Source organism: Halorubrum shenae, assembly GCF_051194165.1.
GTDB lineage: Archaea > Halobacteriota > Halobacteria > Halobacteriales > Haloferacaceae > Halorubrum.
This window is the reverse complement of sequence record NZ_JBLZNI010000005.1, coordinates 177,831-201,984: the sequence shown is the minus strand read 5'-3', so window position 1 is coordinate 201,984 and position 24,154 is coordinate 177,831. Positions and strand designations below refer to the sequence as shown.

The window sequence follows — 24,154 nt, the reverse complement described above, 5'->3', positions numbered from 1 at the left end:
ACGGCCGAACACCGATTTTGCGGTCACCGTTACCGATGTCACCACCACTCGACACCGACGACGCACAGACGTTCGACGGGACCGGCGATCCGGTCGCAAAGGACACCGAGGACACCGAAACGGACCCACGAGACGAGCCGACTGGCCCGCAAATCGGTCCGGACGGTCGGGAGATCGTCGTCCCGTTTCGGCTGTACAAGGCCGTCACCGTCTTCTCCACGCTCGCCGCCGTCCTCGCGTACCTGATCGGCTTCACGCTGATCGACGCGGCGACGCTGCAGATCAGCTTCGTCCGGACGGCGATCGTCTATCTGATCAACAGCGCCGGGCTCTATCCGACGGACGACCTGCTGGTCGCGGTCCTCGCGATCACCGGAATCGGGTTCCTCGTCGCGGGAACGGCGGTGTACGTTCTCGGGACGCGGTTCCGCGGGCAAGGGATGGGAAAGCCTCAAGGCGACTCCAGCGAACACTGAGATAATGGCAGACGAGTTCATGAAGGGGTTCACCCTGTTCACGCTTGGCGGTCTCGGATGGCTCACTTTCGGTGGCTGGTACCGGACGCCCTCGTACTACGATGTCGTCCAGCTCGTCAATCCGGCCGAAGGGGTCAACACGGCCTACGGCGAGATCGGGTTAGTCGCCGGCGACGCGTCCTTCTGGCTGATGATCCTCGGCGCGCTCACGTTCTGGGTCCTCATCCCGGTGAGCCGCCAACTCCGAGACATGCTCGACGAGGACGCCGAAACCGCGAACTGACTACGACCGTTCCCTGTCCGGTTTCCCCTCTCATCTCGTTTTCCGCCGCGGTGACTGTTCCCCGCTTCGATTCGTTCGGCTCGCTACCGACGGTGTATAACTGATCGATGACGGAGCAGCGGTGTTCACCGCCGATCTGCCGACACCACGACTACTTGTGAACGATCGACCACCGATTCGACGCCGCTCGCCGCAACGCCGTCGTCGACAACGCACGACTGACCGCGATCGGAACTCCACGTTCGCCGCCGAACCGGTCTCAATTAGTACGCAATCTTTTAAAACGGCCCTTTGCCGCCGCCCATCATGTCGCCGAGGCCGCCGCCGCCCTCGCCGCCGCCCATCTTCTTCATCATGCGCTGCATGTCGCCTTCGCCCATCCCTTGGAACTGGCTGATCGTCTGCTCCATCATGGAGTGCTGTTCGAGGAGCTGCCGGACCGTCTCCTCGTCTGTGCCGGAGCCGCGGGCGATCCGCTCCGTGCGGGACTGCCCGACGACGCGCGGGTTCGTCAGCTCCTCCTCGGTCATCGAGTCCATGATGCGCTCGAACCGCCGCATCCGGTCTTGGGTCACGTCCATCGCGTCGTCCGGGAGCTGATCCATCATCCCGCCGCCGAGTCCGGGGATCATGTCCATCACCTGGTCTAAGGGCCCCATCTTGTTCATCGCGTCCATCTGCTTTTTCATGTCCTTCAGGGTGAACTCCCCTTTCAGCATGTCTTCGGGGTCCCAGTCGTCGTCCTCCGCCTGGGTCTCCGCCATCGCGCGCTCGACGCGCTCGGAGAGCTGCTTGAGGTCGCCCATCCCGAGCAGCCGGGAGATGAAGCCGGAGGGCTCGAACCGCTCGATGTCCTGGACCGTCTCGCCGGTCCCGAGGAAGGCGATGGAGGAGTCGGTCTCGTTGACCGCCGTCAGCGCGCCGCCACCCTTCGCGGTCCCGTCGAGCTTGGTGATCATCACGCCCTCGATGCCGATCGATTTCTCGAACTGGCGGGCCTGGTCCTTCGCGCCCTGCCCGATCGCGGCGTCGAGCACCAAGAGGGAGCGGTCGGGGTCGACCGCCTGCTCAATCTCCTCGATCTCCGCGATAAGGTCGTCTTCGAGCGCGTGGCGCCCCGCCGTGTCCACGATATGCACGTCGGCGTCCTCGGTCGCTTCGAGGCCCTCGCGGGCGATCGCGACCGGATCGTCGTTGTCGGGGTCGCCGTAGAAGTCGACCTCGGCGCGCTCGCACATCTGCTTGGCCTGATCGTACGCACCCGGTCGGAAGGTGTCGGTCTGGATGACGGCGGGGCGGAGCCCCTTCTTCGAGAACCACCAGGCCATCTTCGCGGCGGAGGTGGTCTTCCCCGACCCCTGGAGACCGGCCAGCAGGATCGTCTGGTTTTCGAGGGGGAGCTCGGTGGAGTCGCCGACCAGCTCGACCATCTCCTCGTAGACGATCTTGAGTACGTGGTCCTTCGCGGTCGTGCCACCCGGCGGCTCCTCTTCGAGGGCGCGGGACTTGATCGAGTCCGACAGCTCCATTACGAGGGAGACGTCGACGTCGGCGGAGAGGAGCGAACGCTGGATCTCCTTGACGATCTCCTCGACGTCGCTCTCGGAGAGTCGGGACTTCCCCTGGAGCTTGTCGAGGCTGCTCCGGAGGGACGTACCGAGGTCGTCGAGTACCATTTGCCGGAGCTAGGCGGCCGACGCGGTAAAGCTTTGTTCGTCGGCGGCGGTGACGAGGGTTGTCAGCAGAGGGATCCGGGAAGGCGATCGGTTCAGTTCGGGACCACCGCCAGCGACGGGAAGTAGGTCGAATAAAACCCCGTATCGAAGCTGACCAAGCCGTCGCAGTCGACGGCGGCGTGCGCACCGGTGAGAAAGTCGGCGGCGATGTGCTGTCGCCGCGAGAGCGACTCGCCGCACGCCTCGCAGTCGATAGATCGGTTCTCGCCACACGCGGGACACTGGATCCCGTCCAGTCGACGGTCCACGTATTCTCGGAACCGATCGCCCGCGATAAATCGCGCCTCACGCGATGGATCGACGACGTTGACGCTGAAATCCTCGAGGAACCGATCGAGGTCGGCGGGTGAGTCGAAACGGCCGTCGGCCGCGAGTTCGGCATGTACGATCGGTGTGACGACCACCGCCCCCTCCCGGTACGCGCGTCTGAGTGCCGCTTCACTGGCGTCGGCGTACTCGTCGTCGTAAAGGAGCGCGAGGAACGCGTTCGTGTCGACGGCCGTCGTCACGGGTCGGCACCTGTTTTCTCGTCGTCGGACGGTTCGTCAGCCGGAGGCGATTCATCCGTCTCGCGCGGATATTCGCCACGGAGTCGACGCATCCGTTCTGGCATCGTTTCGTCGCTATCTGCGCTCCCGCGATGCTTCTCGAACGGATCTTCACCGTCTTCGGTGGTCGGGGATCGCTTCTGAAGTCGATACTCGGAACCGACCCGCTCGAAGTCGACCTCATCACCGGGCTCGATTCCGAGAGCATCCCGAATCTCTTTCGGGATCGTGACTTGTCCCTTCGTGGTAACCCGGGGCATACCCTACCAATACTTTTGCGGTAATGATAAATAAGTATTACTCAGCGAGGCACCAAGCGGTACGAGAGGAAATCTGCCGACAGAGATCTCATCGTTCAACAAGCCGCGCGCCCGCGGCGTCGATCCGACAGACCTCGGGATCGTAGCCCGCGTCGGAGAGCCCGGTGCCGAGCGCGAAGACGGTGCGCCCGAGCATCGCCATGGCGGCGCCGTAGTCGTCGGGGGTTGTAAGTGAGTCACCGACCGCCGCGATCGCCTCGGCCACCTCGGGAACGAGGAGGTCAGCCTCGCGGGCGAACCCGCGGGCCGCGTCCATCATCGTCGGGAGGCACGGGTCCGCGCGGAGCTGGTCGAGGGCGTCTTCGCCGGCCGCGGAGAGCGCCGTCGTGTCCCCGCTCAATACGTCCTCGGTCGACAGCTCGCCGAACGTGACGTACTCCACTCGCGCGGTCGCTGGAACCCCGTCGAGTGCGCCGACCCCCGGTGCGCCGGGCTCTAGCCGGATCGGGACCCCGCCGCGCGCCTGCGCGACCACGTCGCCGAGGCCGGTCCCGCGACCCACCTCCGCCTCGTGGGCGAGCCGGACCAGGTCGTTCTCGGAGCGCCCGCGGTCGAAGGCGTCGTTCGCGGCGAACGCGGCACCGAGCGCGGCGGCCCCCGAGACGCCGAAGCCGGCGCCGATCGGGAGGTCCGTCTCGACCGCGACATCAACCGGCGGGCGGTCGTCGTTTCCGGAGACACCCAGCTCCGCAAGGACGTCCTCGACCGCGCCGATCGTTCCCGACTTGCCGTCGATGGTGCGGGAACCGGCGGGCCCGTCGCTCGCATCTCCGTCGCCCGACGCTGACACCCGAACCGTGACCCCGTCGGTGAGCGTCACTCCGGCACCGCGCGATCCGGCGGCCGCGGGGCGCTCGGCCGGGTGCGCGCTGAAGAAGGCGGTGACGTGACCGGGAACGAACGCGGTCGACCGCTGCCTGCTCATGGCAGTGGGACGGGTGGCCGTCGATTAACGGTTGTTATCCGCGGCGGCGGGCCGGCGTCGCATCGCGGGAAACGGCACACCGTGACGCCGACCGACGACGCCACTGATGCCACCGACGACACTGACGACACCGACGACGCCGACAACACCGACACCACCGGTGACGCCGACGACACCGCAGGCATAAGTACCGGCCGACCGAACCGGCGCGGTATGCGAGACCAGTTCCGCCCGCTGCTCGCCGCGCTGCTGGCGATGGTGCTGCCGGGCCTCGGCCACCTCACCCTGCGCCGTTGGGGGCGAGCGCTGCTGTGGCACCTGACGATCGTGGGCGGCGGCGTGGCGCTGTTCGCCCTCTATGACGTCCCCGTCGGCTCCACGGTGTCGCCGACGGAGGCCGCTGAGACGGCTGCCGCACTCCCGACGGACGTGACCCTGCCGATCGCCATCCTGTACGTCCTCTCCGCCGTCGACGCGTACCTCGTCGGGCGGGCGGACATCGCCGAGCGGCGGCGGGCTGACGCGACCGCCGAGGCGATCCGGCGCCGTGCCGCGAGCGACGACGGCGAGGCGAGCAGCGAGCGCCCCGGCGATTCCTCCGGCGCGAACTCACCGCCCGCGACCCCGACCGCCACCGGAAGCACCGCCGAGAGCGACGACAAACCACCGGAAGTCGAGTGCCCGAACTGCGGCAAGGAGACCGACGCTGACCTCGACTTCTGTCACTGGTGTACCGAGCCGCTCCCGTGGGCGGATACGGACTGAGCCTCGGACGCCGAACTCGAACCGAAATTTCCACGCGCTCGTCGGTTCGAGGGGAGAACGGGGAGCCACCGACGAGCCCGCGTGATCAGCCGTGAGAGTATCTGATAGAACGCGCAGAGTAGGTGTACACCAGCTGAATGCCCGGGGTCCGTCGTCAACGGGTACCTGCGACCGGGCAAGCACGGCATCCTCGGATTGGCAGATGATGACGACGCGTACGCCGTGCCGCTGAGCGATTACTACGACGGCGAGCAGTCCCTCCTCCGAGTGAGCGAGTACGGCGGCGATAGCGCGAAGGGGGGCCTCGATTCGACCGAGACCCTCACATTCGTGTGCTACGAGGCCTCGTCGAAGGATTCAGACTGCGTTCAGGTTCACGGCCCGCTCAGGGAGCGTCGAAGAGACGTTGATGAGAGATAGCTCAACGGAGGAGAACGGTGTCAAGAGCCGAAACGGGATCAGATACCGCTCCGAGTCTCACGACCGACCCGTCCGCTCGAATACGACGTACTCCTCAGTGTGACGTACCGGTTCGTAGTTCTCGTTGAGATGCTCGGTCATGAGTGATTTGTGATCGGACCAATACCCCTGCGGGACGACTTCGTCCGCTGTTACCTCGGACCGCCTCACCAGTACGTACCGGACCTCGTTGCGTTCGAGGCTGGATATCTTGTTCTGAGCGAGTTCGTCGCTGTAAATCGTTCCCATGTAGAACGTCCCAGGCTCGATATCCGTATGGATGTACAGCTGTGCCTGGACGTTGTAAGCGTACATCGGTCCTTCGAGACCCTCGACCGCGGTTGTAACGGCGTCTCGTTCGGTTTCGATGTCTGTGTCGACGACGTTCGACGCGTAGTAGATGTTTCCGCCCCCGGAGACGACTACCGTCGAAAGCACCGCGACTACCATCAGACCGCTGATCAGCGCCGATCGATCCGGGATTCGAGGTAGAGATCGGAGTTGGTCGCGGTTTTTCAGGGCCTTCCGAGAGACGGTCACTAGGCCGGTGACCGCGAGAAGCGCCAGTGCGGGGAACGCAAACAGGAACTTGTGGTCTCCCGAGAATGCGGTCGCGGCAGGGACGCTCAGTATCCCCGCCCAGAGTACGATAAACAGGAGTCGCTCGTCGACTCGGTCGCCGCGGACGACTGAGACGACAGTGTTGATCAGTACTCCACCGGCGAGAAGCAAGACCGGCATCAGCGTCGCGTACGCTAATACGTGCCCCTCATAGCTGAACGGGGTGTTGTAACCGGTTAGCGGAAGGACGAGGGAGAAGTAGAACGTCTCCCCCGCGATTCCCTGCGAGGCAAGGAACAGAAACACCACTGCCATCGTTCCGAGAAATCCGGCACCGATGGCGAGTATCTGTATCATCGAGTCTTTCAGGTACTGGCGGGTCCGTCGTTCTGGGTATCGCATTCTGATAGCGTAGAACACGATGATCGTCGCACCGAACAGAAACACAGTCTGGTTGAAGAGTACGCCGGCGCCGAGTGCCACACCGGCCGCAGCCTTCGACAAGAGCGTGTCGTAACCGAGCAGTACGGCAGCGATAAGCAGAGTGAACACGGCGAAGGGTTCAGTCATGTAGTAAAATCCGTCGAAGTGCGGGAGAAACGACATGACGACGAAGAGAATACCGGCACCTTCAGCCGCCCGTCGACCGTAGAACTCCCGTCCGAGACGAACGACCAGAAGTCCCGAACCCGCAGTGACGCCGTACGTGAACAGTCGAGTGATAACCACGGGGTCCCCGGGTAAGTTGTAGACTATCGCGGCGAGAGCGAAGATTCCAGGGGATTTCTGATCAGCGATGTCAACGTAGAGGGTCTCTCCCGACGCGATCTGTTCTCCGAGAGTGAGGAATATCCCCTCGTCGAAGTGAAGCGGTTGGTCGAGATACAGAACCGAGAACCCGGCAATCAGAACGACGTACAGTGAGAGAAACCACACGTTACCGGTGAGAATGTTTCGACCCCTCAGTGCTGGTGACCAAGAGTCGGCGAACTGTTTGTCTAGCGAGCGATCGGCGCCCTCGCCAGCCGGAGAATTGGCGTCTACAGACGTCGTGTCGTCTTTTTTGACGTCTTCGTTCATACACGCATCAAGCGTGGATTATCGTATTGTTATAGAGCTTATAAGCTCCTGTGAATACGGGCACTCGATCCCGAGGAATCGCAGTAAGGCGACGGAATGTAACGTCAATGGCCCCGGTTCACTGGAGCACCTCCCACGCGAGGAGTCCCTCAGCGATGCAAGCCGCGTCGCTGGCTCGCAAGCGCCGTGCTGGCAGTCTGACATCGGTGAGCGATCCGACTGGCCACGGAGTTCCCGGCTGGAAGCGTGTCACGTACCGCTTTGTGCGGGTACACACGGGCGCGGCAGACCGCGAACTCGTGTGACGGCCACCGTCGACACCCTCGAACAAGCGCTCGAACAGTAACCTCGGTGCAGTCGTCGGATTCAACGACGCAGTCGAAGGGTTCGGAACTCGGCCGAGGAAGTAGCTCACCGAACGCGACCGAAACGCACGGGACGAACGTCGCTGTCGCGGTTCGTCCCGAGGCGCCCTCGGCGTCGGTGGAAAGCGACAATACGGCGGAATCCGTGCGACGGAGACGGAGCGAGCAGTCACGGCAGTGCCGGACGAGACGTCTTCGGTGGTGAATAACTGGCTTCTCAGTAGTGATATCTGTGGGGGAACTACCATATAGCGTGACGGCGATTCTGATGGTACGGACGCGAACAACGGACGGAATATGAGTCTGAATCCACGGCACTACGACGTACGGGAGCTGCGCCGGATCGCGGACGCACCGCGGGACGGCGCCGACGAAGCGCCTCGGGAGCGGTCGCTTCGTCAACCGAACCGGAATCGAGCGGAGCAGGCGGCCCGCTCGGCCGCGTTCACCGAGCTGCTCCAGCGTCAGCGGGGGGTGCGGCTGTCCGGCGACGGAGACCGATCCGACGCCGAGGACCGCCCGTACCTACGGGCGATCCCGGCCTCGCCCGAGGCGGAACACGAGATCGGCGAGTGGCTCGGCTACCTCGTGGACGTCGGCGGCCACGTGCGGAGCCGGGACGCGCTCTCGTACTACGGCGAGCTCGGGTGGGTCGACGACGGCGTGGTCGAGGCCCTCGGGCGTCGGCTGGAGGGGTTCGACGCCCCGCGATACGACCGGCCGTTCACCCCTGCGGACCATCGGATCAGTCTCGTCTCCATCGTCCGGATCGCTTCGTGTGCGAGTACATCATGAGCGACGACGACGACGAATCCACAGACATCAACGGTACAGACGGCCCCGAAGCGGTCGGCGTGAAACTCGGTAGCACCCGGACGGTGCTCGACATCCCCGACGGACGGGGCGGGCGCGAACGCCACTCGACGCTGACGTGTCTGGCGACCTACGAGGACGCCATCACGGGCGACGAGAAGGTGCTGTTCGGCCACGAGGCCGCGATCGAGTACCCCGACACGGTGCGCTTTATGCTTCGTTCGGGGCTCCCGGAAGACGACGAGAGCGTCGCCGACGCCGAGCGCTTCTTCGAGGCGCTCGTGGACGCGCACGACGTGCCCGAGGACAGCGCGGTCGTCTACGCCGTCCCCACGATCGACAACGAGGCGGGCGTGAACAACCTCAAGTCGGTGATCGAGGGCTCGTCGATCGGGCAGGTCGAGACGCGGAGCTACCCCGAGTCGCTGTGCGGGGCGATCCCCGCCTACGGCGACGACCTCGACGCCATCGACGAGGTGTTCGTCTCGATCAACATGGGGTCGACGACGCTGGAGGCCTGCGCCTACCGGCGCGGCGAGCAGCTCTCGCCGTTCTCGACCGGCTCGGTGACGGGTAACGAGGTCGACCGCCGGATCGTCGCCGCCGTCGAGGAGGAGAGCCAGGGCCGCGTCCACATCGACCGGACGACCGCCCGGGAGTATAAGGAAGAGCACGCGGACGTGTACGACTTCGAACCGTTCACGGACGTGATCCAGCAGCCCGGCGGCGGGAGCCACGAGTTCACCGTCGACCGCGGCGTGCGAGAGCCGGTCGACCGGTACATCGACGAGGCGGTCGACATCGTCGCCAACGAGTTCCTCCCGGAGCTCGCGAACGACCACATGAAGCCGTACCAGCTCGCGTTAGGCCGCCCCATCGCGGCGACCGGCGGGATGGCCTGCATTCCCGGGCTCACCGAGGAGTTCGAGAAGCGGCTCTCCGCCGAACTCGACCGCGACGTTGAGGTCGTCTCTCCCGACGACCCCGCGACCGCCGCGGCCGAGGGCGCCGGTCGGATCGCAGAGCGTCTGATCTGAACGGGCGGCTCGCTTTTTACCGGTCTTTTAAATCTTGAACAGCCGTTCGGCGTCTTCGGCCTGTCTGCGATAGATTCCTCGTCCCTTCAGTCGCGGGACCTCGTGTCGGTAGAGCGTCTCCGCCTCGCAGTCGTACACGATCGGGAACACGTTGGTCCGGCGGCGAGCGACCGTGTACGAGCGCGCCGCGTCGACGAGCGACTGATCGGGGTCCGGCACCGCGAAGGCGACGTAGCCGAGCGGCGTCGTCGACCCGTGTCGGTCGTCCACCCGGTCGACTAACACGTCCCGGAACTCGTCGGCGGTCGCGACGACCTCGTCGGGGTCGGTAACCTGGTCGTCGACGAGCGTCGCGAGGACGACGACCGATCCCACCGAGGCGTCGTGGTCGCGTGCCTCCCATACCGGATCGAAACCGTTTGTGTGCGCGTCGATCGCCTCGAAGCCGTGCTTCCGGCGGTTCTCGGCGACTGTCTCGTGGTACTCGGTCGGATCCATAGGAAGTACACGATCTGCATGGTAAAAAATGACACACATATCGGAAACGGGAGGTCGGGTACAGACGAGCGCGACGAGAAGTGATCTCGACGGATTCGGACTCGCTCTGTCTCTCCAGCGCTTGCGGTGTTGCGTGCAGTACGGCTAGGTTTAGAGAGATCGAACCGCGCTCGCGCTGCGCTGCGTGGCGACGCGTAGCTGGTCGGCGTTCCGTCGAGGCGGCTGCGAGACGCGTGAGTGAATTCGCTCCGGAGCCGTCGCTGGGTGGTCGAGTTCGATAAAGAAAGACCGCGTGTGGGTCGGCCCGTGAGGGCCGGTAGTTAGCGAGTGTGACGCGTCGCAGCTACGTTACTCGTGACGCCGCGTCGCGAGGAGCGCAGCCGCGATGAGGGCGACGAGTGCGACGAGCGCACCGAAGCCGGGCGTCCCGTCTTCGGAGCCGCTGTCGTCGCCACCGTCACTGCCGTCGGAGCCGTCGGAGCCGTCGGAACCGTCACTGCCGTCGGAGCCGTCGGAACCGTCGGACCCGTCACTGCCGTCGGAGCCGTCGTCGGAGGCGGCCTCGATGGTCAGCGTTCCGGTTGCCTCGTCGTCGTCGGTGGCCACACCGTGCGTGTAGTCACCGGCTTCGAGGTCGGTCGTGTCCGCGGTGAACTCGACCGTCTGGCTCGCGCCGCCCGCGAGCGTGACGTCCGTCGTGTCGAGCTCGTTGCCGTCAAGCGTGAGCGCGACAGTCTGGGTACCCTCTGCGTTGCCGGTGTTCTCGATCGTCGCGGAGACGGTCACCGAGTCACCAGCCGTGGCGGTTGCCTCGGCGGGCTCGAGACCGGAGACCTCGAAGGTCGCGACTTCCTCAGTCGACTCGACGACCGTTCCGTCAACGGACGGGTTCTCGGCGAACAGCGAGTTACGAAGCGTCATCGTGTACTCGTCGTCAACGCTCTGTTCGCTGAAGTCGAAGTCGGTGGCCCAGGTGCCGTCAGCGGCAACCGTCACCGTCTCGGCGTTCGAGAAGGCAGGACGGGTGTCACCAGAGGAACGGACGCGGAGCGTCAGTTCCGAACCGGGCGCGAGGTTCGTCGTCCCCTCGACCGTCTGACCTTCCGCGTTCGTCACATTGTACGGATCCTGATCGAATTCGCCCGAAGACTCAACAATGTCGAAGACTCCAGTAGCGGTCTGAAGGATATCTTCAACACTGTCGACGTCGTCGTTCGTCTCTTCCAGAGTGTTGTACTCGAGGAGGCGCGCGTCCTGGACGCGGAAGCGCGCTTCGAGTTCAACCTCTTCGTCGCTTGCGAGGTTATCGTCGTTTTCGAACGTGATCGTGTCGGTGTCAACGATGACGTAGAGGTTGTCCGTCTCATCGTCAACGATGACATCGTACGTGGTCTCGCTCAGGTTGACCGTCCGGAGCTGAGCGTTCGGACCGACGCTCTCGCGCGTCTCGCGAAGGCGGAGGTCGAGCGAGTTACCGTCGAAGTCGGCTTCCGCATTGCTGTCGGTAACGTCGCCGTTGAGAGCAGCGTTGAGCTGAGCGGCGTCGCCGTCATCACCAGTCGCTTCGAGGAGACCGGTCAGGCCGGAGGCCTCGATCTGGTGAACGACGCGGTCGCCGTTCGCGATGCTGCTGGACTGCGTGACGTTTTCGCCAACGCGGTCGTTGAGCGCGTCAACAGGCTCGTCGGCGCTGGTGATGTCACCAGCAACGTTGTCGGAGACAGTCCAGGTGTTGATCGTTTCGGAGGTCGACCGCTCTTCAATGAAGAGCGAGCCGATGTTGTCCGGAGTCTCGAGCGTGTTCGAAGGACTGCTCGACGTGGAGACTGCGAGTTCGTAGTCGCCCGTGTCGAGCATGTCGATACCGGTTGTCTGGTTCGCATCTTCGAAGCTGATCGACGCGTCGTCGTCAGCGTCGTCCGAGTCGAGCCAGACTGTGTCTCCAGCAGCGACGGAGCTGTTACCAGCCGCGTAGGTGTTGAAGTAGATCGTGATCTCGTCGTTGTCACCGAAGTCATCGATGGAGACGTTCGCCTGGTAGCCAACGTCATCGCTACCGATGACGAGCGTCCCGGAGCTAGCCGCCTCCGAGGCGGTCACGGTAATCGGGACAACGTCACCCTGCTGCTGGGTAACTGACGACGGGTCAACATCAAGTTCGCCTTCGCCGACGTCGTTGACAGTCACCGAGGCCGTATCCTCGGCGGTCGTGTCGTCAACGCTGAAGGTGAACTCGTAGTCGCCGGCGTCGATTTCGTCGAAGTCGACATTGACGTCGTCGTCAGAGACCGTACCGAGCGAGACTTCGTCGTCGTCGTCATTCTTGCTTTCCACGTTGGAAGCGCCGAAGATGTCTTCGAGTTCGTCCGCGGTGAGGTCACCACCAGCACTTACGGTGACCGGGTATTCCGTACGCAGATCGGACTCAAGGGTGACGAACGTCTCGGCACCACTCCCGCGATTGTCAACCGAGGTCTCGTCGAACTCGGCGGAGAGGTCCTGTGCGATGAGTTCGAAGGTATCCGAAGCGCTATTGGAACCGCTCGAATCAGCGCCCTGGATGAAGTAGTCGCCTTCGTCGCGGCTCTCAGTGTTCAGCAGGACCGTACCGTTACTGTCCGTAGACAGCTGGGCACGGGTCCGAGTGTTGTCATTGTCGACGCGTTCCTGCAGCGTCGCAGTGGCATCCGTTGACAGATTGTACACGAGAACCTGCTGACCCTGGTAGACTAATCCGCTGTTGTGCAGATCTTCCTGGTCAACTGCAACGTCGAAGTCACTATCGGCGACGTAGGCAATCTCATTGTTAACCTCGGTAATGGTCCCACCCGTATCAAGAGCGGCACCGGTGTCACCTGTATAGCTCTCGTTGAGCAGGCGCGCAGTGTGCTCACCGGGGAAACCACCAGTGTCGGCAATGTTTACAGAGACTTCACCGTCTTCAGTGACGTTAGTGACTCCGGCAACCGTGTCGGAGGCACCATAAGTGACTACGACCGAACCGTCGAATGCGCCATTAACATTAGTAGTTGTAACCGTTACGTTTCCATCGTCATCGAGTGTCTGGTCATCAAAAGTGATGGTGTCACCACTTTCCACTGCCGCAGCGGAGCCGGCAAATCCGGCGAATCCGACTGCGACCATGGAGATGACCATGACCGCCGCAAAGAAGATCGCGTTGACCTTCTTGCGTGTGTTATTGTCGTTTGTCATTGTGTGTTGTGTTGTCTGCATCGACCACAGCAGCTTTCCCGGCACCTGACGCCCGATCGTCGTCGCCGCCGACAAGATCATCAAAGTGCGACCGGACTCGGTTCTCGGTACTTAGTACTGCAGTCATTTGGGTAGGGGTTGCAAGCGAAACATACGTCGTTCGGTATAAATGCTTTGTGGGGTGTGCACCGTGTGGTAATCCGTAACAACCGCACGAGAGCGCCTAAAACGGCCGATCAGCGTTCAAACGCGGATCGGGCGACTCCCGGATCGTGGTATAAAGGCACTCGATCGACGCCGAATGAGCGCCGGATCGGGGCGATTTTACGCCGGCACCGCTTGCGCGCGGTGGTGGGTGGGCAGCTCGTTGCGCGGCGGCGGCATCCAGCCACGGGGTATTTAGGGCGGTCGGGGACGTAGACACTCACGCGACGCGGTCGGGCGTGTCACCGCCTCGGGTAGGGGGTCGCGTCCGGCCGCGCCGCACATTCTCCCTCGACGCCGAACCCGCACAGCGTTGCGACGCGTTCCGGAGTGTCGACGTCGACGACTCGCGCGGTCGCCCGCCCGCGAAGGAGAACCCGACACGCGGCGTTCGTCGGATGAAAAAGCGGTCCCATTCACTTAAAAAGAGGATTCGCACCGTTTCGGGAGTCGTCCCGGACGGATTCGAACCACGGTCACTCCGCTTCGCTCCGTTCCCTGCTTCGAATCCTCGTTGCGACTATTCTCCTCACTTCGTTCGGAGAATAGTCCCGGGCGGATTCGAACCGCCGTCAATGGCTCCAAAGGCCATTATGATTGGCCACTACACCACGGGACTGCACCCGATGGTTGCCCGTCCGCACTCAAGTAGGTTACTTTTCACCGACCGACGCCGCGTCGTCCTCGGGCGACGACGCCTCGCTCCTCGCGGCCGACAGCCGGTCGCGGGGGACGGTCCCCGGATCGTGTCCGGCCCGGGTCCACGCGCCGGCGAGGCTCACGTCGTCGTCGATCGCCGCGGACCCGCTGACCACCTCGTCGGCGCCGGTCGGGTCGCTGACCACCGGATCGCTGCCGGTTCGTTCGTCCGCGACACCGCTCTCGGCCGCGAGCGCCGGCGGCGTGTAGGTGTACACGAACTCCTCCGTCACGGCGTGGTACGCCTCGGTCGCCGGGTCTTCGACGACGCCGGTGTCGTTGTCGATCGCGAAGTCGACCAGATCTCTGAGCGTCGACGCCTCGGCCTCCGGACGCTCGTGAACCGACTCGGGGAGCCGGATCGCCGTGATCCACTCCGCGAACTCGGAGCGGTCGTCCCGGTACGAGAGGTACTCGCGCTCTGCGGGGGTGAGCGCGAGGTCGCTCTCGCGGCGGGCGTACGCCAGCCCGCCGAGTCCGGCGAGCCCCGCCAAGAGCAGCAGCGGTCCGCCCGCCGAGCGGAGGGGCCCGTAGCTCCGCTCGACGGTGACCTGCTCGGTCTGTTCGCTCGTGTCTGACTGGACCCCCGGCTCGGAGACGGCGTACGTGTCCTCGCTGTGGTCGAGCGTCATCTCGATCGTCCGCGCGTACGAGGTCGAGTCGCCGTTGATCGTGCCCTCGACGGTCACGTCCGTCGTGACGAGCGTCTCCGTCTCGCCGGGCGACGCACCGAGCTCCGACTCGATCTCGCTGGCTGTCGCGTCGACCGCGGAGCTGTTGAGCGCGAACGACGCGGTCGCGGTCTCGCCGGGCCCGACCCCCGAGACCGTCTCGGTCGCCAGCGTCTCCCGTTCCTCCCAATACACGGTTTCGCCGCCCTCTCCCTCGCCGTCCCCGTCGCCGACGTTCCGAATGACGAGCACCGACTCGAAGGAGACCTCGACGTCGCTCGCGTCGGCGGCCGCGTAGCTCGTCTGCACGCCGACGTCGAGAATGGGAGCGACCCCCGTGAAGTAGGTGGTCCGGTCGTCGAGGACCGTTCCGGTGTCGAACACCGAGTTCGGCTCCGTCACCTCGGCGGAGTGGACGTACTCCGACTCGACGGTCAGCGACGAGACGGTCCGCGTCTCGGTCTCGGTCCCCGGATCGACGTGAGTCGTGTAGACGAGCGCTCCCCCGGCCGCCGCGGCGACGAGACAGACGGCGAGGATCACGGCGAACTGTGCGTTCAGTACCGCCCGAAGGCGGAGTCGGGTTTCGTTGGGGGGAGTCTGACTCATTCGGTCACCTGTAGATCTCGCGGAGGACGCGGCGATACAGCGGGGATTTCTCGCGCGATTCCCGAGAGCGGATCCGCGCGGGCTCGCCCCGGAGCAGGAACAGCCCGAGCCCGACGATGCCGCCGCCGAGCAGGCCGTTTATCGCGACGAGGGGAGCCCACGGGTGGACCCCGTACAGCTCGTCGATCACGCCGGGCGGTAACACGGCGAGGTACCGGTGTTCGACGACGATCAGCCGGTAGTAGCCGGTCTCGTCGGGCGCGGTGAGCGTCACCGTCGTGGACGCCTCCCCCCGGCTCCCGACGGCGACGCGCTCGGGATCGACGTCGACGCCCGGGCTCTGCGGGGTGACGTACGCGTACACCGGGACCAGCCCGGCGTTGGGGACGACGTACTCCAGCTCCTGGCTCGTGCCGCTTTCGATGACGGTGGGGTTCTCGGACTCGAACTCGGCGCTCACGACCCCGTACTCCTGGCTCCCGCCCGGCACGACCATCGCCGCGGTCGCGGTCGCCATCAACACCAACGCGAGCACGCCGACGATCGCGAACACGGAGATCCCGTCGTCGCGGGAGCGATCGCGTTCCCGCGTCTCGCGGCTCCCCTTGTCGAGGTACCAATCGACCGCGTACGCGACCGCCGAGAGCCCGAAGAGGATGTACGCGAGCCCCTGTGTGCCCTGTAGCGACCGGACCCCGAACGTGACCGCCAGCCACGTCTGGGCCGAGCCGAGCGCCGACTGGAACCCCATCGCGACGGTGCCGAGGTGGGGGATGACGACCACGCTCCCGCCGATCGTAAGCGCCTTCGCGACGATGTCGGCCTCCTGCACGACGGGCTCGCCACCGTCCTGATCCGTGAACGGGTTGTTGTCCCCGCGCGTGACGTACCCGCGGTCCGTCTCCTCGACGACGCGGTGGGTCGTCAGTCCGCCGCCCTCGATCTCCTGAGCGTCGAACGTCACCACGTCGCCGACGCCGATCCCCCCGGCGAGCGGCGCGGGAATCGCGACGAACCCGTCGCCCGGGTTGAGCACGGGCTGCATACTCCCGGTCTCGACGTAGCTGAGAAGCACCGGCTGTCCGAGGTACTGCCCCACGATCAGCGAGGCCACGACGAGCACGACCGCGACTTGCAGCGTTATCGAGAGAGTGCGTTTGAGTGACATGGCTCGTGTCTCGGCGGTCGGACGGGACAGTCCGTCGTCGATCGGCGGCCTGCGGTCATAATCGGTCTTCGATCCCAGAGTGTCATTGATACGTTATAAATTCGCGGTTCGGGACAGCGCGGTGAGGTGGCGAAACGCGGTGCGGCGAGGGACGCTCACTCCTCGAATACCCCGGCCGCGAGCAGGGCAAACGGCCCGATGAACGCGAGACAGAAGCCGAGCAGATGGACGTAGAGGTTCACCACGCTGTCCGCTCCCGTCGGATCGGCGGGGAACCCGACGATCGGGTAACCGACCAGTAGCGCGACGCCGACCGCGAGCATATCGCCGTCCCCCGGATTCGACACCGCGGCCCGGGCCCCGCTTCGGACCGCCTCCCGGACACGGATCCCGGTGCTCGATGCGTACAACAGCCCGAGCAGTCCCCCCGCGATCGCCGTCGCGAGACCGGCGAGACCGATCCCCTCGAACGTCCCCAGCGGGACCGGTAACGCCAGAAACGCCATCCAGCCGACGAGCGGGAAGAAGACTGCGGGAAGCGCGCGGAGCGACGACTCCCGAAAGAACCGCTCGCGGGCGTACACGCCGAGCAGAAGCGGGAGCAGGCCGGCGAGCGCCATGTTGATCCCGGAGAAGCCGAATCCGATTGCGTTGCGCGGAACGGCGAGGTTCAGCGCTGACAGGACGAAGGGGAACGCGAGGAGGAACGTCGCGAGCGCGATCATGAAGAACCGCCGATACCCCGCTACCACCGCGAGCGCGTAGCCGACGCCGGCGAGCAGCGCGTATCCCGCCACGTTGCCGGCGAGGTGGCCCGCGTCGAGGTGGACGTAGTGGGCGGTGAAGGCGGTCAGGGCCGTCGGGTCGGTGTACGCGAACGCGAGCGACCGCCGGGTCGACTCCGGCAGCGCGAAGACGGCACCGAGGACGACGGGCACCGTCGCGAGAACGAGCAGGTCACCGAGTCGGACCCCCGCGACCAGCTCGCGACGGAATCCGGGAGTCGACTCTCGGTCCGCCGCGACCCCGTCGCTCCGCGCGTCCGAAGAGGACATCACGCCCCGACCCTCGGTGGCCGGCGGCTAAGCCCTGTCGACGCGGAGGCGATCACGACCGGGGCATCCGGCGGACGAGCGCGATCCCGGCGACGGCGAGCGCGACGAATGCGATCAGGCCGCCGAGATCGACGAGGTCGATCGCGCTGGGCTCCTCGGTCGGTCCGCCGCCCGAACCCTCAGCCGTGTCCGCTTCGGGTTCGCTCCCCGCGACCGCGTTATTCGTCGAGCTCCCGTCGGCTGCCGAGTCCCCGACGAGCAGCGATCCGGCGTCCGTCCCGGCGACCGCGAGGTCGTACTCGCCCGCGCGATCGAACGCGGCCGAGAGTGTGACGGTCGCCGTCTCGTTCGGCGCCAGCGCGACCGTCTCGTTCGCGACCGGGTCGCCGTTCGCCGTCAGCGTCACCGTCTGCTCGCCGGCCGCGCCGCCGGCGTTCTCCACGGTCGCCCGGACCGCCGCCTCCTCGCCGGGGTCGATCGCCGGGGTCTCGAGGGTCGTCTCGGTCGCGTCGAACCGGGGGACACGCTCCGCGACCGCGACCGTGGAGAACGTCTCGGTCGTCGCGCGGAAGTGGACGCGGTCCGCGGGGAGCCCGAGGATATCGACGACCTCCTCGTCGACGACCTCGACACGTACCTCCTCCCACGCGCCCGCGTCCGTCTGCCGGTAGAGCGTCACGTCTTCGGGGTCGGTGTCGGTCGCGTCGAGGTGAGCCGGGTCCGCGCTGAATCGGATCGTCACCGCGTCGACCGCGTCGGGCGCGAACGCCGGCTCCAGCCCGAGGTACGCCATCGACCGCGGCCTCGTCGGCGCGTCGAGCGCGCCCCCGTTCTCCAACGGCTCCGGGCTCCCCGACGCGTCCAGCTCGACGCGCTCGTTGTCGACGCCCTTCAGGTCGATCCCCTCCAGCGTGACGTTCTCGCCGTCGAGGTGCATCCCCTCGGCGAGGAACCGGACCGACTCCCCGCGGTCGATACCGCTCCCGACGAACTCGCGGTAGGTCGCGTTCGGCGCCCTGACCGTCGTGGTCGGGCCGCCGTCACCCGTCCCCTGGGTCGACGCGCTCATCCCCGTCATCTCGTCGGGGTCGGCGATTTTCGCGCTGATCGAGAACTCGCCGGCGCCCAACTGCGTCCCGGCGGCCGCGCCGTGCGAGTCGAGTTCGAGGCCGACCGTGACGGTCTGGTTGGGTCCGAGCGTGACGTTGTTCGCCTCGCCCTCGATTGAGTCGCCGTCGACGACGAAGGTGACGTTCTCGCTCTCGTACTCGATCCACACGTGCGCGTACCGTTCGGCCGTGTACGTGATCGTGAACACGTCGTCGATCCGTCCGGTCGTCCCGACGTTCACGCCCTCGAAAGAGGGGTCTCGGATGTTCGGATTCGACGCCGAGACGGCGATCGCGATCTCGTCGTCGTCATTTAAATACGCGTACTGCCCGTTCGGGCCGTCGGCCGGCTGGATCGCGAGGCGGTCCTCCGCGAAGGTGTCGGCCGGGCCGTCGATGACCGCCGCGCCCGTGGTGAAGATCAGCGAGCCTGCGGCTACGAAGACGAGGGCAAGGATCAGGGTGCGGCGGGCTGTTGGCATCTATCTACAATATCAGTCTGCTAGTTTACTGGCCACCACCTGAAGCGCCAGTATTCGTACTGCCACTAGCGATGGTGGTTTCGGATTCCTGGTTTTCGACTGTGACACCGAAGCTGGTAGTCGTGGTGACCACAGCCGGGTGGCTGTCTGCGATCGATTGGAGTGCGTCGTAATTGTTCGACGCCTGACTTTCGACACCCGGGGTGTCAGTCACGGATGGATACCCGTCTTCACCGTCCATCACGAGCTTGGAGTTACCACCGTCTTCCTGTAAATCAGACGAGCGGACGTTCTCGAACCACCCAGATCCGACTTCACTCTCACTTGCGAAAGTTGGTGTATAGAAAGCGAACGTATAACGGATTTCCACGGTGTCCGTGTCAGACGTACCATCTTCTGGCACGTCTAAGTTGTCAGTATTGATGGCAGCGCCATAATATCCGGCACTGGCTCCAGGGAAATTGTTCACAATGTCATCTCCTAATACACCCTCTGCATCACTTGCAGTTCCAATAGAACCGCCGCCGAGGTATCCACCCGGAGAAATTCCATCTGGGTGACTAGACCAGTCAGCACCTGAATAGTCCGGACGACCTATCTCATTAACAACTTCAATTGGTCGGGCAGTTGGCTCCGAAGATCCTTCGCGGACACGAGACGCGTATGCGAGAGCTTTCCCGACAGTCCCTGTGATCTCAAAGTGGCCCGTCGTTCCGGGTTTCGAGTAATCGATATGGGGGCCACCGTTCAGTTCTTGGTTCTCAGTTAGCCACGGAGTCATGCGCAGGACGGGATTCCAGCCCTCTCCCTGCACCTGACCACCTTCAATCGTGCGGGCTTCTATGAGCACCATGATCTTCCCGACTGCCGTGTCGAGATTCTTCCACTCGATGCGAAAAGACGGGTCGATCGTGACGTTGGTCAGATCTCCACGGTCATTCGAAATTGAGGAGGGCCCCGTTGCTGTGATGTCCGCACCAGATTGAGCCGCTGCCCCACCAGACATGGCGAAGATACCTGCACCGCCAGCACTTGCTGTTGCTCCGATTCCACCGGCCACTTTTAGGAAGTTCCGTCGGTCCATAGTTTGTTAGGTTGAGTGATCATCTCCATCAACACTGACGACAGTGAATCATTCATTTACCCGTATTGGACTTCGCAGATATGGTTATGAGTCGCCAGAAGCATCTCCAATAACGACGAAATAGGGGACCGAATCTTCTGCCCCCGCTTGAACCCGGAGCCGATCGCTTCAGGTCCGCCCTGAGATTCACTCGTAACGTATTCAGGCCCGTCCTAAACCGGCAGTAGTTGAGGGAGAAATAGATATTTATTCTGATAAAATCCGATAACCGCTGATCAGTCCTCCGACTTTTCAAGGCCAGTAAACCCTATTTTCGTGCTTGTAAACCGATGAGGAGGCGGTTCAGTACCCTCTACAAACTATTGATTAAACGGTGAGAAAGTTTAGCTGGTTATCATAACCACGGGATTTATGTTGTTCTACTCATATGTGTCTGACAGAAATGGCGTCGGTACAACAGGTTGACGGGGGAAGTGCCGAGCCGGCGACAGAGGTCTCGGAGGATGATCTCTTCAACGTGCTGGCGAACCAGCGCCGGCGGTTCGCGGTCCATCTACTGAAACGGGAGGAGAAAGACAGGCTCGAGATCGGCGACATGGCCGAGCAGATCGCGGCGTGGGAAAACGGGATCGACACGGCGGAGATCACCGGCAACGATCGCAAGCGCGTCTACACCGCGCTCCAGCAGTCGCACCTGCCGAAGATGGACGAGGCGGGCGTCGTCGAGTTCAACAAAGACCGCGGCATCGTCGAGCCGACGCCCGCGCTCGCGGACGTCGATTTATATATGGACGTGGTCGAGGGGAAGGAGATCCCGTGGAGCACCTACTACGTCGGGCTCTCGGGCGTCGCCGCCGCGCTCGCCGGCGCGGTGTGGCTCGGCGCGTGGCCGTTCGTCCTCTTGCCCGAGTTCGCGTGGACGATCGCGATCGTCGTCGCGTTCGCGTTCTCCGCGATCACCCACAAGTACTACACCGCGGAGATGAAGGTCGGCGAATCCGACGAACCGCCGGAACTGACGTAGGGGGCGGGGGTTTCAGGCGACGCCTACTCGGGTTCCGGCGCCGCATAACCATATGTCCGGGACGCGTCGTGTCGAGTGACCGAACCGTGCGATCCCATCACTAATGAAACGACGGAATTTCATCCTACTGCTCGGCGGTGCGAGCTCCGGGGCGATGAGTATGGGGACCGGCGCGTTTAGCAGCGTCAAGGCTGATCGGGGTGTTGAGGTGAATGTCGAGAATGACGATAGTGCGTACGTGGGGTATAAAGAGTGGGATAAGACGATCCCAGCGGATCTGCGTGACGACGGGACGGTTCACTTGGTTACGGTCACGAACCGCTTCCGGAACGAGATATCTATCGTCGATGTCGAGATCGATGACGGAAGGAACGTGTTGACCGAGGTGTCGTACAGCGACTCCTCGTTCGGAACTGGGGAGCAAGAAGAGATCACCGGCCGTGTCGAGGGGCTCGCACCCGGCGAGAGCGTCCAGGTCGAAGTCACGGTTACCGTCGAGGGGGCCGGCGTCACGGCACAGCTGTTCGGTGATACGGAGACGCGACGATTCACGATCAAACGAGCGGACCAAGACGTCTCTTTTGAGAATGCAGAGGTAGAATTCTTCGGAGGCGGAAACGCAGAGATTCTCGGCGATGACCGAGACGAAATCGTTGATATTTATCGGCTCGTTTCGAACCGGGGAACGAACTCCATCGAGGAGGATACCGACGTGGAAGTCGTCACGGGACAGAAGCTTCGGGGTCAGCTATCCGGGGTCGAAGGCGACACGATCATTGGTGCCACTCTCGATGGCACCACCCACGTCCATCCACAGTGGAACTCGGGAGACTGTAATCTCGACCAACCTAACAACGGCGGACTTGGTATTCCATCTAATGATCCGCCCGGCTGTGCATCCAACTAATCACCGACCTTCTCGATTCTCTCAATTCGGTTTCGTGCATGTGGCGTCCAGCCGTTCGCGGTGGTTCTAATCCGTGAGCGAGAGCCTCTTTAAATTCAGACTGCGATTCGGACTCATCGGGGCTGTTTAGGATCCAGTATTCGTCAGGACAACACAATCTAATTTACGGGTGTGAAGGGCTGGCGTGAAGCGTCTTCAAGCCCAACCAGAGCAGTTTCAAGCTTAGGTGGAACTATCTCAATCTCTCCCGGAGAATCTTCTGCTGACTCATAACGATGTGGGATACGTCCCATGGGTGTAGTAGAGCGACCCCGGGTGGCACGAGATGTCTCGTGTCCTCGAATGCGGGTCGCGTGCGGACAACAGAGGTAGACCAACCATGGAACGACGCAAGTTCATCATCGGCGCAGGTGCATTGGCAACGGGTGCTTCGGCTGCAATGGGTACAGGTGCAGTGACTAGTATTCGTGGCGATCGAGGTTACAAGGTTGACGTAGCAGGAGACGGGGATGCATACGTTGGTCTGATTGGAAACACAGATTCGCCGTTCGTTAGCGCATCAGGAGGAACGCTATCAATTGATTTTGCGTCAGATACGGTAGATGGCGGAGAGGGAGTTAATGTTGGCGCTACTGAAGCACGTCCTGCGTTCACAATTAAAAACCAAGGCTCTGAAACCCTATATATTCAATTGGAGAACCCGCTCTCGAACAACGATATTACAACACAGGCAAGCGGAAATGCTGCAAGTGAAGCGGGTATCACGGTTCCTGCCGGGATTGATTTCCAATTCATTGTAGTTCCGAGTGGAGATGCTAATAACTTATCTGGTGGACAGTTCGGCGTGATCGGTCGAAACTCAGTACCCACTACTGGACCCACTTTCGGGAGCACGACTGGACAAAAAAGTATCAGAAAGCACCCCGGTGCGACTGGATATCAATTTATTGAGAAGGCAGGTCATGTGAAGCTTGCTCCAGGCGAGTCCGTTGATGTCATCGCACGTGTAATTGCTTCAGAAGCTGTCCTAAATGAGAGTGCACCTTCGATCCCCGATACCGACTTTACCGTAGAGGCATTCAGTGAGTCACAGAGAGTTGGTGGAGAGAGCATCTTCGAGCAAGAAAGTTCGGAGTAGACACAAAAAATATTATTTTATAGATCTCAGTGGTTTTTTGAATCTACGATAACCGCTCGGATGCTGTTAAATGACTTGTTTAGATACCGATTCGCTATGACTTCCATGTTCCTGGAAATATATTTTGGTATATGTGATCTCGACACTTCTAACACAACATATTCTCAAACAGATGACCTCGTCGGCACCGACGACTCGCCGGTCGCGACGCGACTCGCGCGACATCCGGGGTTGAGCGACGCCGACGTCGCGGTCCTGGCCTACGCGAACGCTCGCGACGCGGTCGCCGTGATGGACGAATCAGCGGGGCGCTCTGCGGTAGAGGTGGAGGACGTCGAGACGCGCGGGACCGCGTACCTCGTCCTCGCCGCCGTGAAGGAGGGTACGCTATCGGGAGAAGAGGGACGAGACGCCATCGACGCGATGATCGATCACGGCTGGTACGTGGCGCCGGACGTGTACGCGAAGATCGTCGGGAAGTTGGAGTCGATCAGGGACTGACCGCGGGCTACTCCGCGTCGGACCGCTCCGCGTGTTCCGTATCGGAATCCGTCTCCTCGTCGAGTTCCGCCTGCGCGAACTCCCGGATCCGCTGTCTGTCCTCGGCGTTCACGTCGACCGCCTGCGCGCTCTCGATCTGGCCGTTCACGACCGCGTTCTGCTGTGGCCCCCACACCTCTGGCGGGTGCTCTTTTATATATTCGGCCCACCGGATCACCTGCTCGTAGCGGGGCGGTCGCTCGGGGTCGTCGTCGGCTTCGGCCGAACCCGCTTCAGGCGTTCGTGAGTCGCTCATAGCGCTCCTCGACGGCGAGTCGTTCGACCCACGTTTCGAGTCGGTCGCGGGAAAGCGTTTCCTGGTCTTCACCGCGGCTCGCTCTCGACCGCCCCGTTCAGATGCCCTTATGTGTCCCCCGCACTGACC

Annotated in this window: 23 protein-coding genes and 1 tRNA gene; 10 read left to right on the top strand and 14 right to left on the bottom strand. The window is 63.3% G+C overall.

Translation table 11 applies throughout. The annotated features are described in order from the left end of the window. Window positions 1-35 precede the first annotated feature (35 nt). Both ACNS88_RS08575 and ACNS88_RS08570 read left to right on the top strand, forming a co-directional pair. Window positions 36-476 carry a DUF7315 family membrane protein gene (locus ACNS88_RS08575; RefSeq protein WP_435095840.1) on the top strand — a complete coding sequence of 147 codons (441 nt, stop codon included), beginning with the start codon at window positions 36-38 and terminating at the stop codon, window positions 474-476. Window positions 477-480: 4 nt separating this feature from the next. Continuing rightward, the gene (locus ACNS88_RS08570) at window positions 481-759 is read left to right on the top strand and encodes a DUF7314 family protein (RefSeq protein WP_435095837.1); all 279 of its coding nucleotides are present in this window, start codon (window positions 481-483) and stop codon (window positions 757-759) included. A 278-nt stretch (window positions 760-1,037) separates the two neighbouring features. Here the strand turns inward: ACNS88_RS08570 and ACNS88_RS08565 are convergent, their stop codons facing one another. The 4 genes from ACNS88_RS08565 to ACNS88_RS08550 form a co-directional block, all read right to left on the bottom strand. Then, window positions 1,038-2,435, bottom strand: coding sequence for a signal recognition particle protein Srp54 (locus ACNS88_RS08565; RefSeq protein WP_435095834.1), 1,398 nt, complete (start codon window positions 2,433-2,435; stop codon window positions 1,038-1,040). A 92-nt stretch (window positions 2,436-2,527) separates the two neighbouring features. After that, the gene (locus tag ACNS88_RS08560) at window positions 2,528-3,004 is read right to left on the bottom strand and encodes a type II toxin-antitoxin system VapC family toxin (protein ID WP_435095831.1); all 477 of its coding nucleotides are present in this window, start codon (window positions 3,002-3,004) and stop codon (window positions 2,528-2,530) included. Continuing rightward, a complete protein-coding gene (locus ACNS88_RS08555) occupies window positions 3,001-3,303 on the bottom strand; it encodes an AbrB/MazE/SpoVT family DNA-binding domain-containing protein (RefSeq protein WP_435095828.1) in 303 nt (100 codons plus the stop codon). Before ACNS88_RS08555 ends, ACNS88_RS08560 begins: the two co-directional genes overlap by 4 nt. A gap of 88 nt (window positions 3,304-3,391) precedes the next feature. Beyond that, entirely contained in the window at window positions 3,392-4,288 is an 897-nt protein-coding gene (locus tag ACNS88_RS08550) for a pantoate kinase (protein ID WP_435095825.1), read from the bottom strand. Window positions 4,289-4,501: 213 nt separating this feature from the next. Here ACNS88_RS08550 and ACNS88_RS08545 point away from each other — a divergent pair, with 213 nt between their 5' ends. Next, window positions 4,502-5,053: a DUF7575 domain-containing protein gene (locus ACNS88_RS08545; protein ID WP_435095945.1), complete on the top strand. Its 552-nt coding sequence runs from the start codon at window positions 4,502-4,504 to the stop codon at window positions 5,051-5,053. 195 nt (window positions 5,054-5,248) lie between these two features. After that, entirely contained in the window at window positions 5,249-5,473 is a 225-nt protein-coding gene (locus tag ACNS88_RS08540) for a hypothetical protein (RefSeq protein ID WP_435095822.1), read from the top strand. A gap of 57 nt (window positions 5,474-5,530) precedes the next feature. On the opposite strand, the gene ACNS88_RS08535 is transcribed toward ACNS88_RS08540, so the two are convergent. Next, window positions 5,531-7,153 carry an ArnT family glycosyltransferase gene (locus tag ACNS88_RS08535; protein ID WP_435095819.1) on the bottom strand — a complete coding sequence of 541 codons (1,623 nt, stop codon included), beginning with the start codon at window positions 7,151-7,153 and terminating at the stop codon, window positions 5,531-5,533. A 662-nt stretch (window positions 7,154-7,815) separates the two neighbouring features. Here ACNS88_RS08535 and ACNS88_RS08530 point away from each other — a divergent pair. Beyond that, the gene (locus tag ACNS88_RS08530) at window positions 7,816-8,313 is read left to right on the top strand and encodes a FlaD/FlaE family flagellar protein (protein WP_435095816.1); all 498 of its coding nucleotides are present in this window, start codon (window positions 7,816-7,818) and stop codon (window positions 8,311-8,313) included. Continuing rightward, entirely contained in the window at window positions 8,310-9,368 is a 1,059-nt protein-coding gene (locus ACNS88_RS08525; protein WP_435095813.1) for an actin-like salactin, read from the top strand. The genes ACNS88_RS08530 and ACNS88_RS08525 overlap by 4 nt, the downstream gene beginning before the upstream one ends. 27 nt (window positions 9,369-9,395) lie before the next feature. Here ACNS88_RS08525 and ACNS88_RS08520 read toward each other — a convergent pair whose 3' ends face one another. From ACNS88_RS08520 to ACNS88_RS08485, 8 genes are all read right to left on the bottom strand, one after another. Then, window positions 9,396-9,866 (bottom strand): hypothetical protein, encoded by a 471-nt coding sequence (locus ACNS88_RS08520; protein ID WP_435095810.1) that lies wholly within the window; start codon window positions 9,864-9,866, stop codon window positions 9,396-9,398. Window positions 9,867-10,214: 348 nt separating this feature from the next. Then, the gene (locus tag ACNS88_RS08515; protein ID WP_435095942.1) at window positions 10,215-12,572 is read right to left on the bottom strand and encodes a BGTF surface domain-containing protein; all 2,358 of its coding nucleotides are present in this window, start codon (window positions 12,570-12,572) and stop codon (window positions 10,215-10,217) included. 1,257 nt (window positions 12,573-13,829) lie between these two features. Next, window positions 13,830-13,902 (bottom strand) — tRNA-Gln (locus ACNS88_RS08510). Between the two features lie 34 nt (window positions 13,903-13,936). Next, window positions 13,937-15,262, bottom strand: a complete 1,326-nt coding sequence (locus ACNS88_RS08505) for a DUF5305 domain-containing protein (protein WP_435095807.1) — start codon at window positions 15,260-15,262, stop codon at window positions 13,937-13,939. 4 nt (window positions 15,263-15,266) lie between these two features. Continuing rightward, complete coding sequence (locus ACNS88_RS08500) at window positions 15,267-16,430, bottom strand: signal peptidase I (RefSeq protein WP_435095804.1); 1,164 nt, start codon at window positions 16,428-16,430, stop codon at window positions 15,267-15,269. Window positions 16,431-16,585: 155 nt separating this feature from the next. Further along, window positions 16,586-17,485: a hypothetical protein gene (locus tag ACNS88_RS08495; protein WP_435095801.1), complete on the bottom strand. Its 900-nt coding sequence runs from the start codon at window positions 17,483-17,485 to the stop codon at window positions 16,586-16,588. A gap of 52 nt (window positions 17,486-17,537) precedes the next feature. Further along, the gene (locus ACNS88_RS08490) at window positions 17,538-19,076 is read right to left on the bottom strand and encodes a CARDB domain-containing protein (RefSeq protein ID WP_435095798.1); all 1,539 of its coding nucleotides are present in this window, start codon (window positions 19,074-19,076) and stop codon (window positions 17,538-17,540) included. Between the two features lie 25 nt (window positions 19,077-19,101). Continuing rightward, window positions 19,102-20,160, bottom strand: coding sequence for a hypothetical protein (locus ACNS88_RS08485; protein ID WP_435095795.1), 1,059 nt, complete (start codon window positions 20,158-20,160; stop codon window positions 19,102-19,104). 442 nt (window positions 20,161-20,602) lie between these two features. Between ACNS88_RS08485 and ACNS88_RS08480 the strand changes: the two genes are divergently transcribed. The 4 genes from ACNS88_RS08480 (at window position 20,603) to ACNS88_RS17655 (ending at window position 23,730) form a co-directional block, all read left to right on the top strand. Then, window positions 20,603-21,184 (top strand): DUF7344 domain-containing protein, encoded by a 582-nt coding sequence (locus tag ACNS88_RS08480; RefSeq protein ID WP_435095939.1) that lies wholly within the window; start codon window positions 20,603-20,605, stop codon window positions 21,182-21,184. A gap of 103 nt (window positions 21,185-21,287) precedes the next feature. Continuing rightward, window positions 21,288-22,091 (top strand): hypothetical protein, encoded by an 804-nt coding sequence (locus ACNS88_RS08475; protein WP_435095792.1) that lies wholly within the window; start codon window positions 21,288-21,290, stop codon window positions 22,089-22,091. Window positions 22,092-22,470: 379 nt separating this feature from the next. Then, window positions 22,471-23,229, top strand: a complete 759-nt coding sequence (locus ACNS88_RS08470; protein WP_435095789.1) for a hypothetical protein — start codon at window positions 22,471-22,473, stop codon at window positions 23,227-23,229. A gap of 60 nt (window positions 23,230-23,289) precedes the next feature. Further along, entirely contained in the window at window positions 23,290-23,730 is a 441-nt protein-coding gene (locus ACNS88_RS17655) for a PIN domain-containing protein (protein ID WP_496923272.1), read from the top strand. 7 nt (window positions 23,731-23,737) lie between these two features. Here the strand turns inward: ACNS88_RS17655 and ACNS88_RS08460 are convergent, their stop codons facing one another. Continuing rightward, complete coding sequence (locus tag ACNS88_RS08460; protein ID WP_435095783.1) at window positions 23,738-24,025, bottom strand: DUF8150 family protein; 288 nt, start codon at window positions 24,023-24,025, stop codon at window positions 23,738-23,740. Window positions 24,026-24,154: the final 129 nt, after the last annotated feature.

Excerpts from the sequence above, each read along its gene's own strand:
- ACNS88_RS08575 (WP_435095840.1), top strand. The coding sequence starts at position 36 with ATGTCACCACCACTCGACACCGACGACGCACAGACGTTCGACGGGACC.
- ACNS88_RS08570 (WP_435095837.1), top strand. The coding sequence starts at position 481 with ATGGCAGACGAGTTCATGAAGGGGTTCACCCTGTTCACGCTTGGCGGT.
- ACNS88_RS08565 (WP_435095834.1), bottom strand. The coding sequence starts at position 2,435 with ATGGTACTCGACGACCTCGGTACGTCCCTCCGGAGCAGCCTCGACAAG.
- ACNS88_RS08555 (WP_435095828.1), bottom strand. The coding sequence starts at position 3,303 with ATGCCCCGGGTTACCACGAAGGGACAAGTCACGATCCCGAAAGAGATT.
- ACNS88_RS08550 (WP_435095825.1), bottom strand. The coding sequence starts at position 4,288 with ATGAGCAGGCAGCGGTCGACCGCGTTCGTTCCCGGTCACGTCACCGCC.
- ACNS88_RS08545 (WP_435095945.1), top strand. The coding sequence starts at position 4,502 with ATGCGAGACCAGTTCCGCCCGCTGCTCGCCGCGCTGCTGGCGATGGTG.
- ACNS88_RS08535 (WP_435095819.1), bottom strand. The coding sequence starts at position 7,153 with ATGAACGAAGACGTCAAAAAAGACGACACGACGTCTGTAGACGCCAAT.
- ACNS88_RS08530 (WP_435095816.1), top strand. The coding sequence starts at position 7,816 with ATGAGTCTGAATCCACGGCACTACGACGTACGGGAGCTGCGCCGGATC.
- ACNS88_RS08525 (WP_435095813.1), top strand. The coding sequence starts at position 8,310 with ATGAGCGACGACGACGACGAATCCACAGACATCAACGGTACAGACGGC.
- ACNS88_RS08520 (WP_435095810.1), bottom strand. The coding sequence starts at position 9,866 with ATGGATCCGACCGAGTACCACGAGACAGTCGCCGAGAACCGCCGGAAG.
- ACNS88_RS08505 (WP_435095807.1), bottom strand. The coding sequence starts at position 15,262 with ATGAGTCAGACTCCCCCCAACGAAACCCGACTCCGCCTTCGGGCGGTA.
- ACNS88_RS08500 (WP_435095804.1), bottom strand. The coding sequence starts at position 16,430 with ATGTCACTCAAACGCACTCTCTCGATAACGCTGCAAGTCGCGGTCGTG.
- ACNS88_RS08495 (WP_435095801.1), bottom strand. The coding sequence starts at position 17,485 with ATGTCCTCTTCGGACGCGCGGAGCGACGGGGTCGCGGCGGACCGAGAG.
- ACNS88_RS08490 (WP_435095798.1), bottom strand. The coding sequence starts at position 19,076 with ATGCCAACAGCCCGCCGCACCCTGATCCTTGCCCTCGTCTTCGTAGCC.
- ACNS88_RS08485 (WP_435095795.1), bottom strand. The coding sequence starts at position 20,160 with ATGGACCGACGGAACTTCCTAAAAGTGGCCGGTGGAATCGGAGCAACA.
- ACNS88_RS08480 (WP_435095939.1), top strand. The coding sequence starts at position 20,603 with ATGGCGTCGGTACAACAGGTTGACGGGGGAAGTGCCGAGCCGGCGACA.
- ACNS88_RS08475 (WP_435095792.1), top strand. The coding sequence starts at position 21,288 with ATGAAACGACGGAATTTCATCCTACTGCTCGGCGGTGCGAGCTCCGGG.
- ACNS88_RS08470 (WP_435095789.1), top strand. The coding sequence starts at position 22,471 with ATGGAACGACGCAAGTTCATCATCGGCGCAGGTGCATTGGCAACGGGT.
- ACNS88_RS17655 (WP_496923272.1), top strand. The coding sequence starts at position 23,290 with ATGCTGTTAAATGACTTGTTTAGATACCGATTCGCTATGACTTCCATG.
- ACNS88_RS08460 (WP_435095783.1), bottom strand. The coding sequence starts at position 24,025 with ATGAGCGACTCACGAACGCCTGAAGCGGGTTCGGCCGAAGCCGACGAC.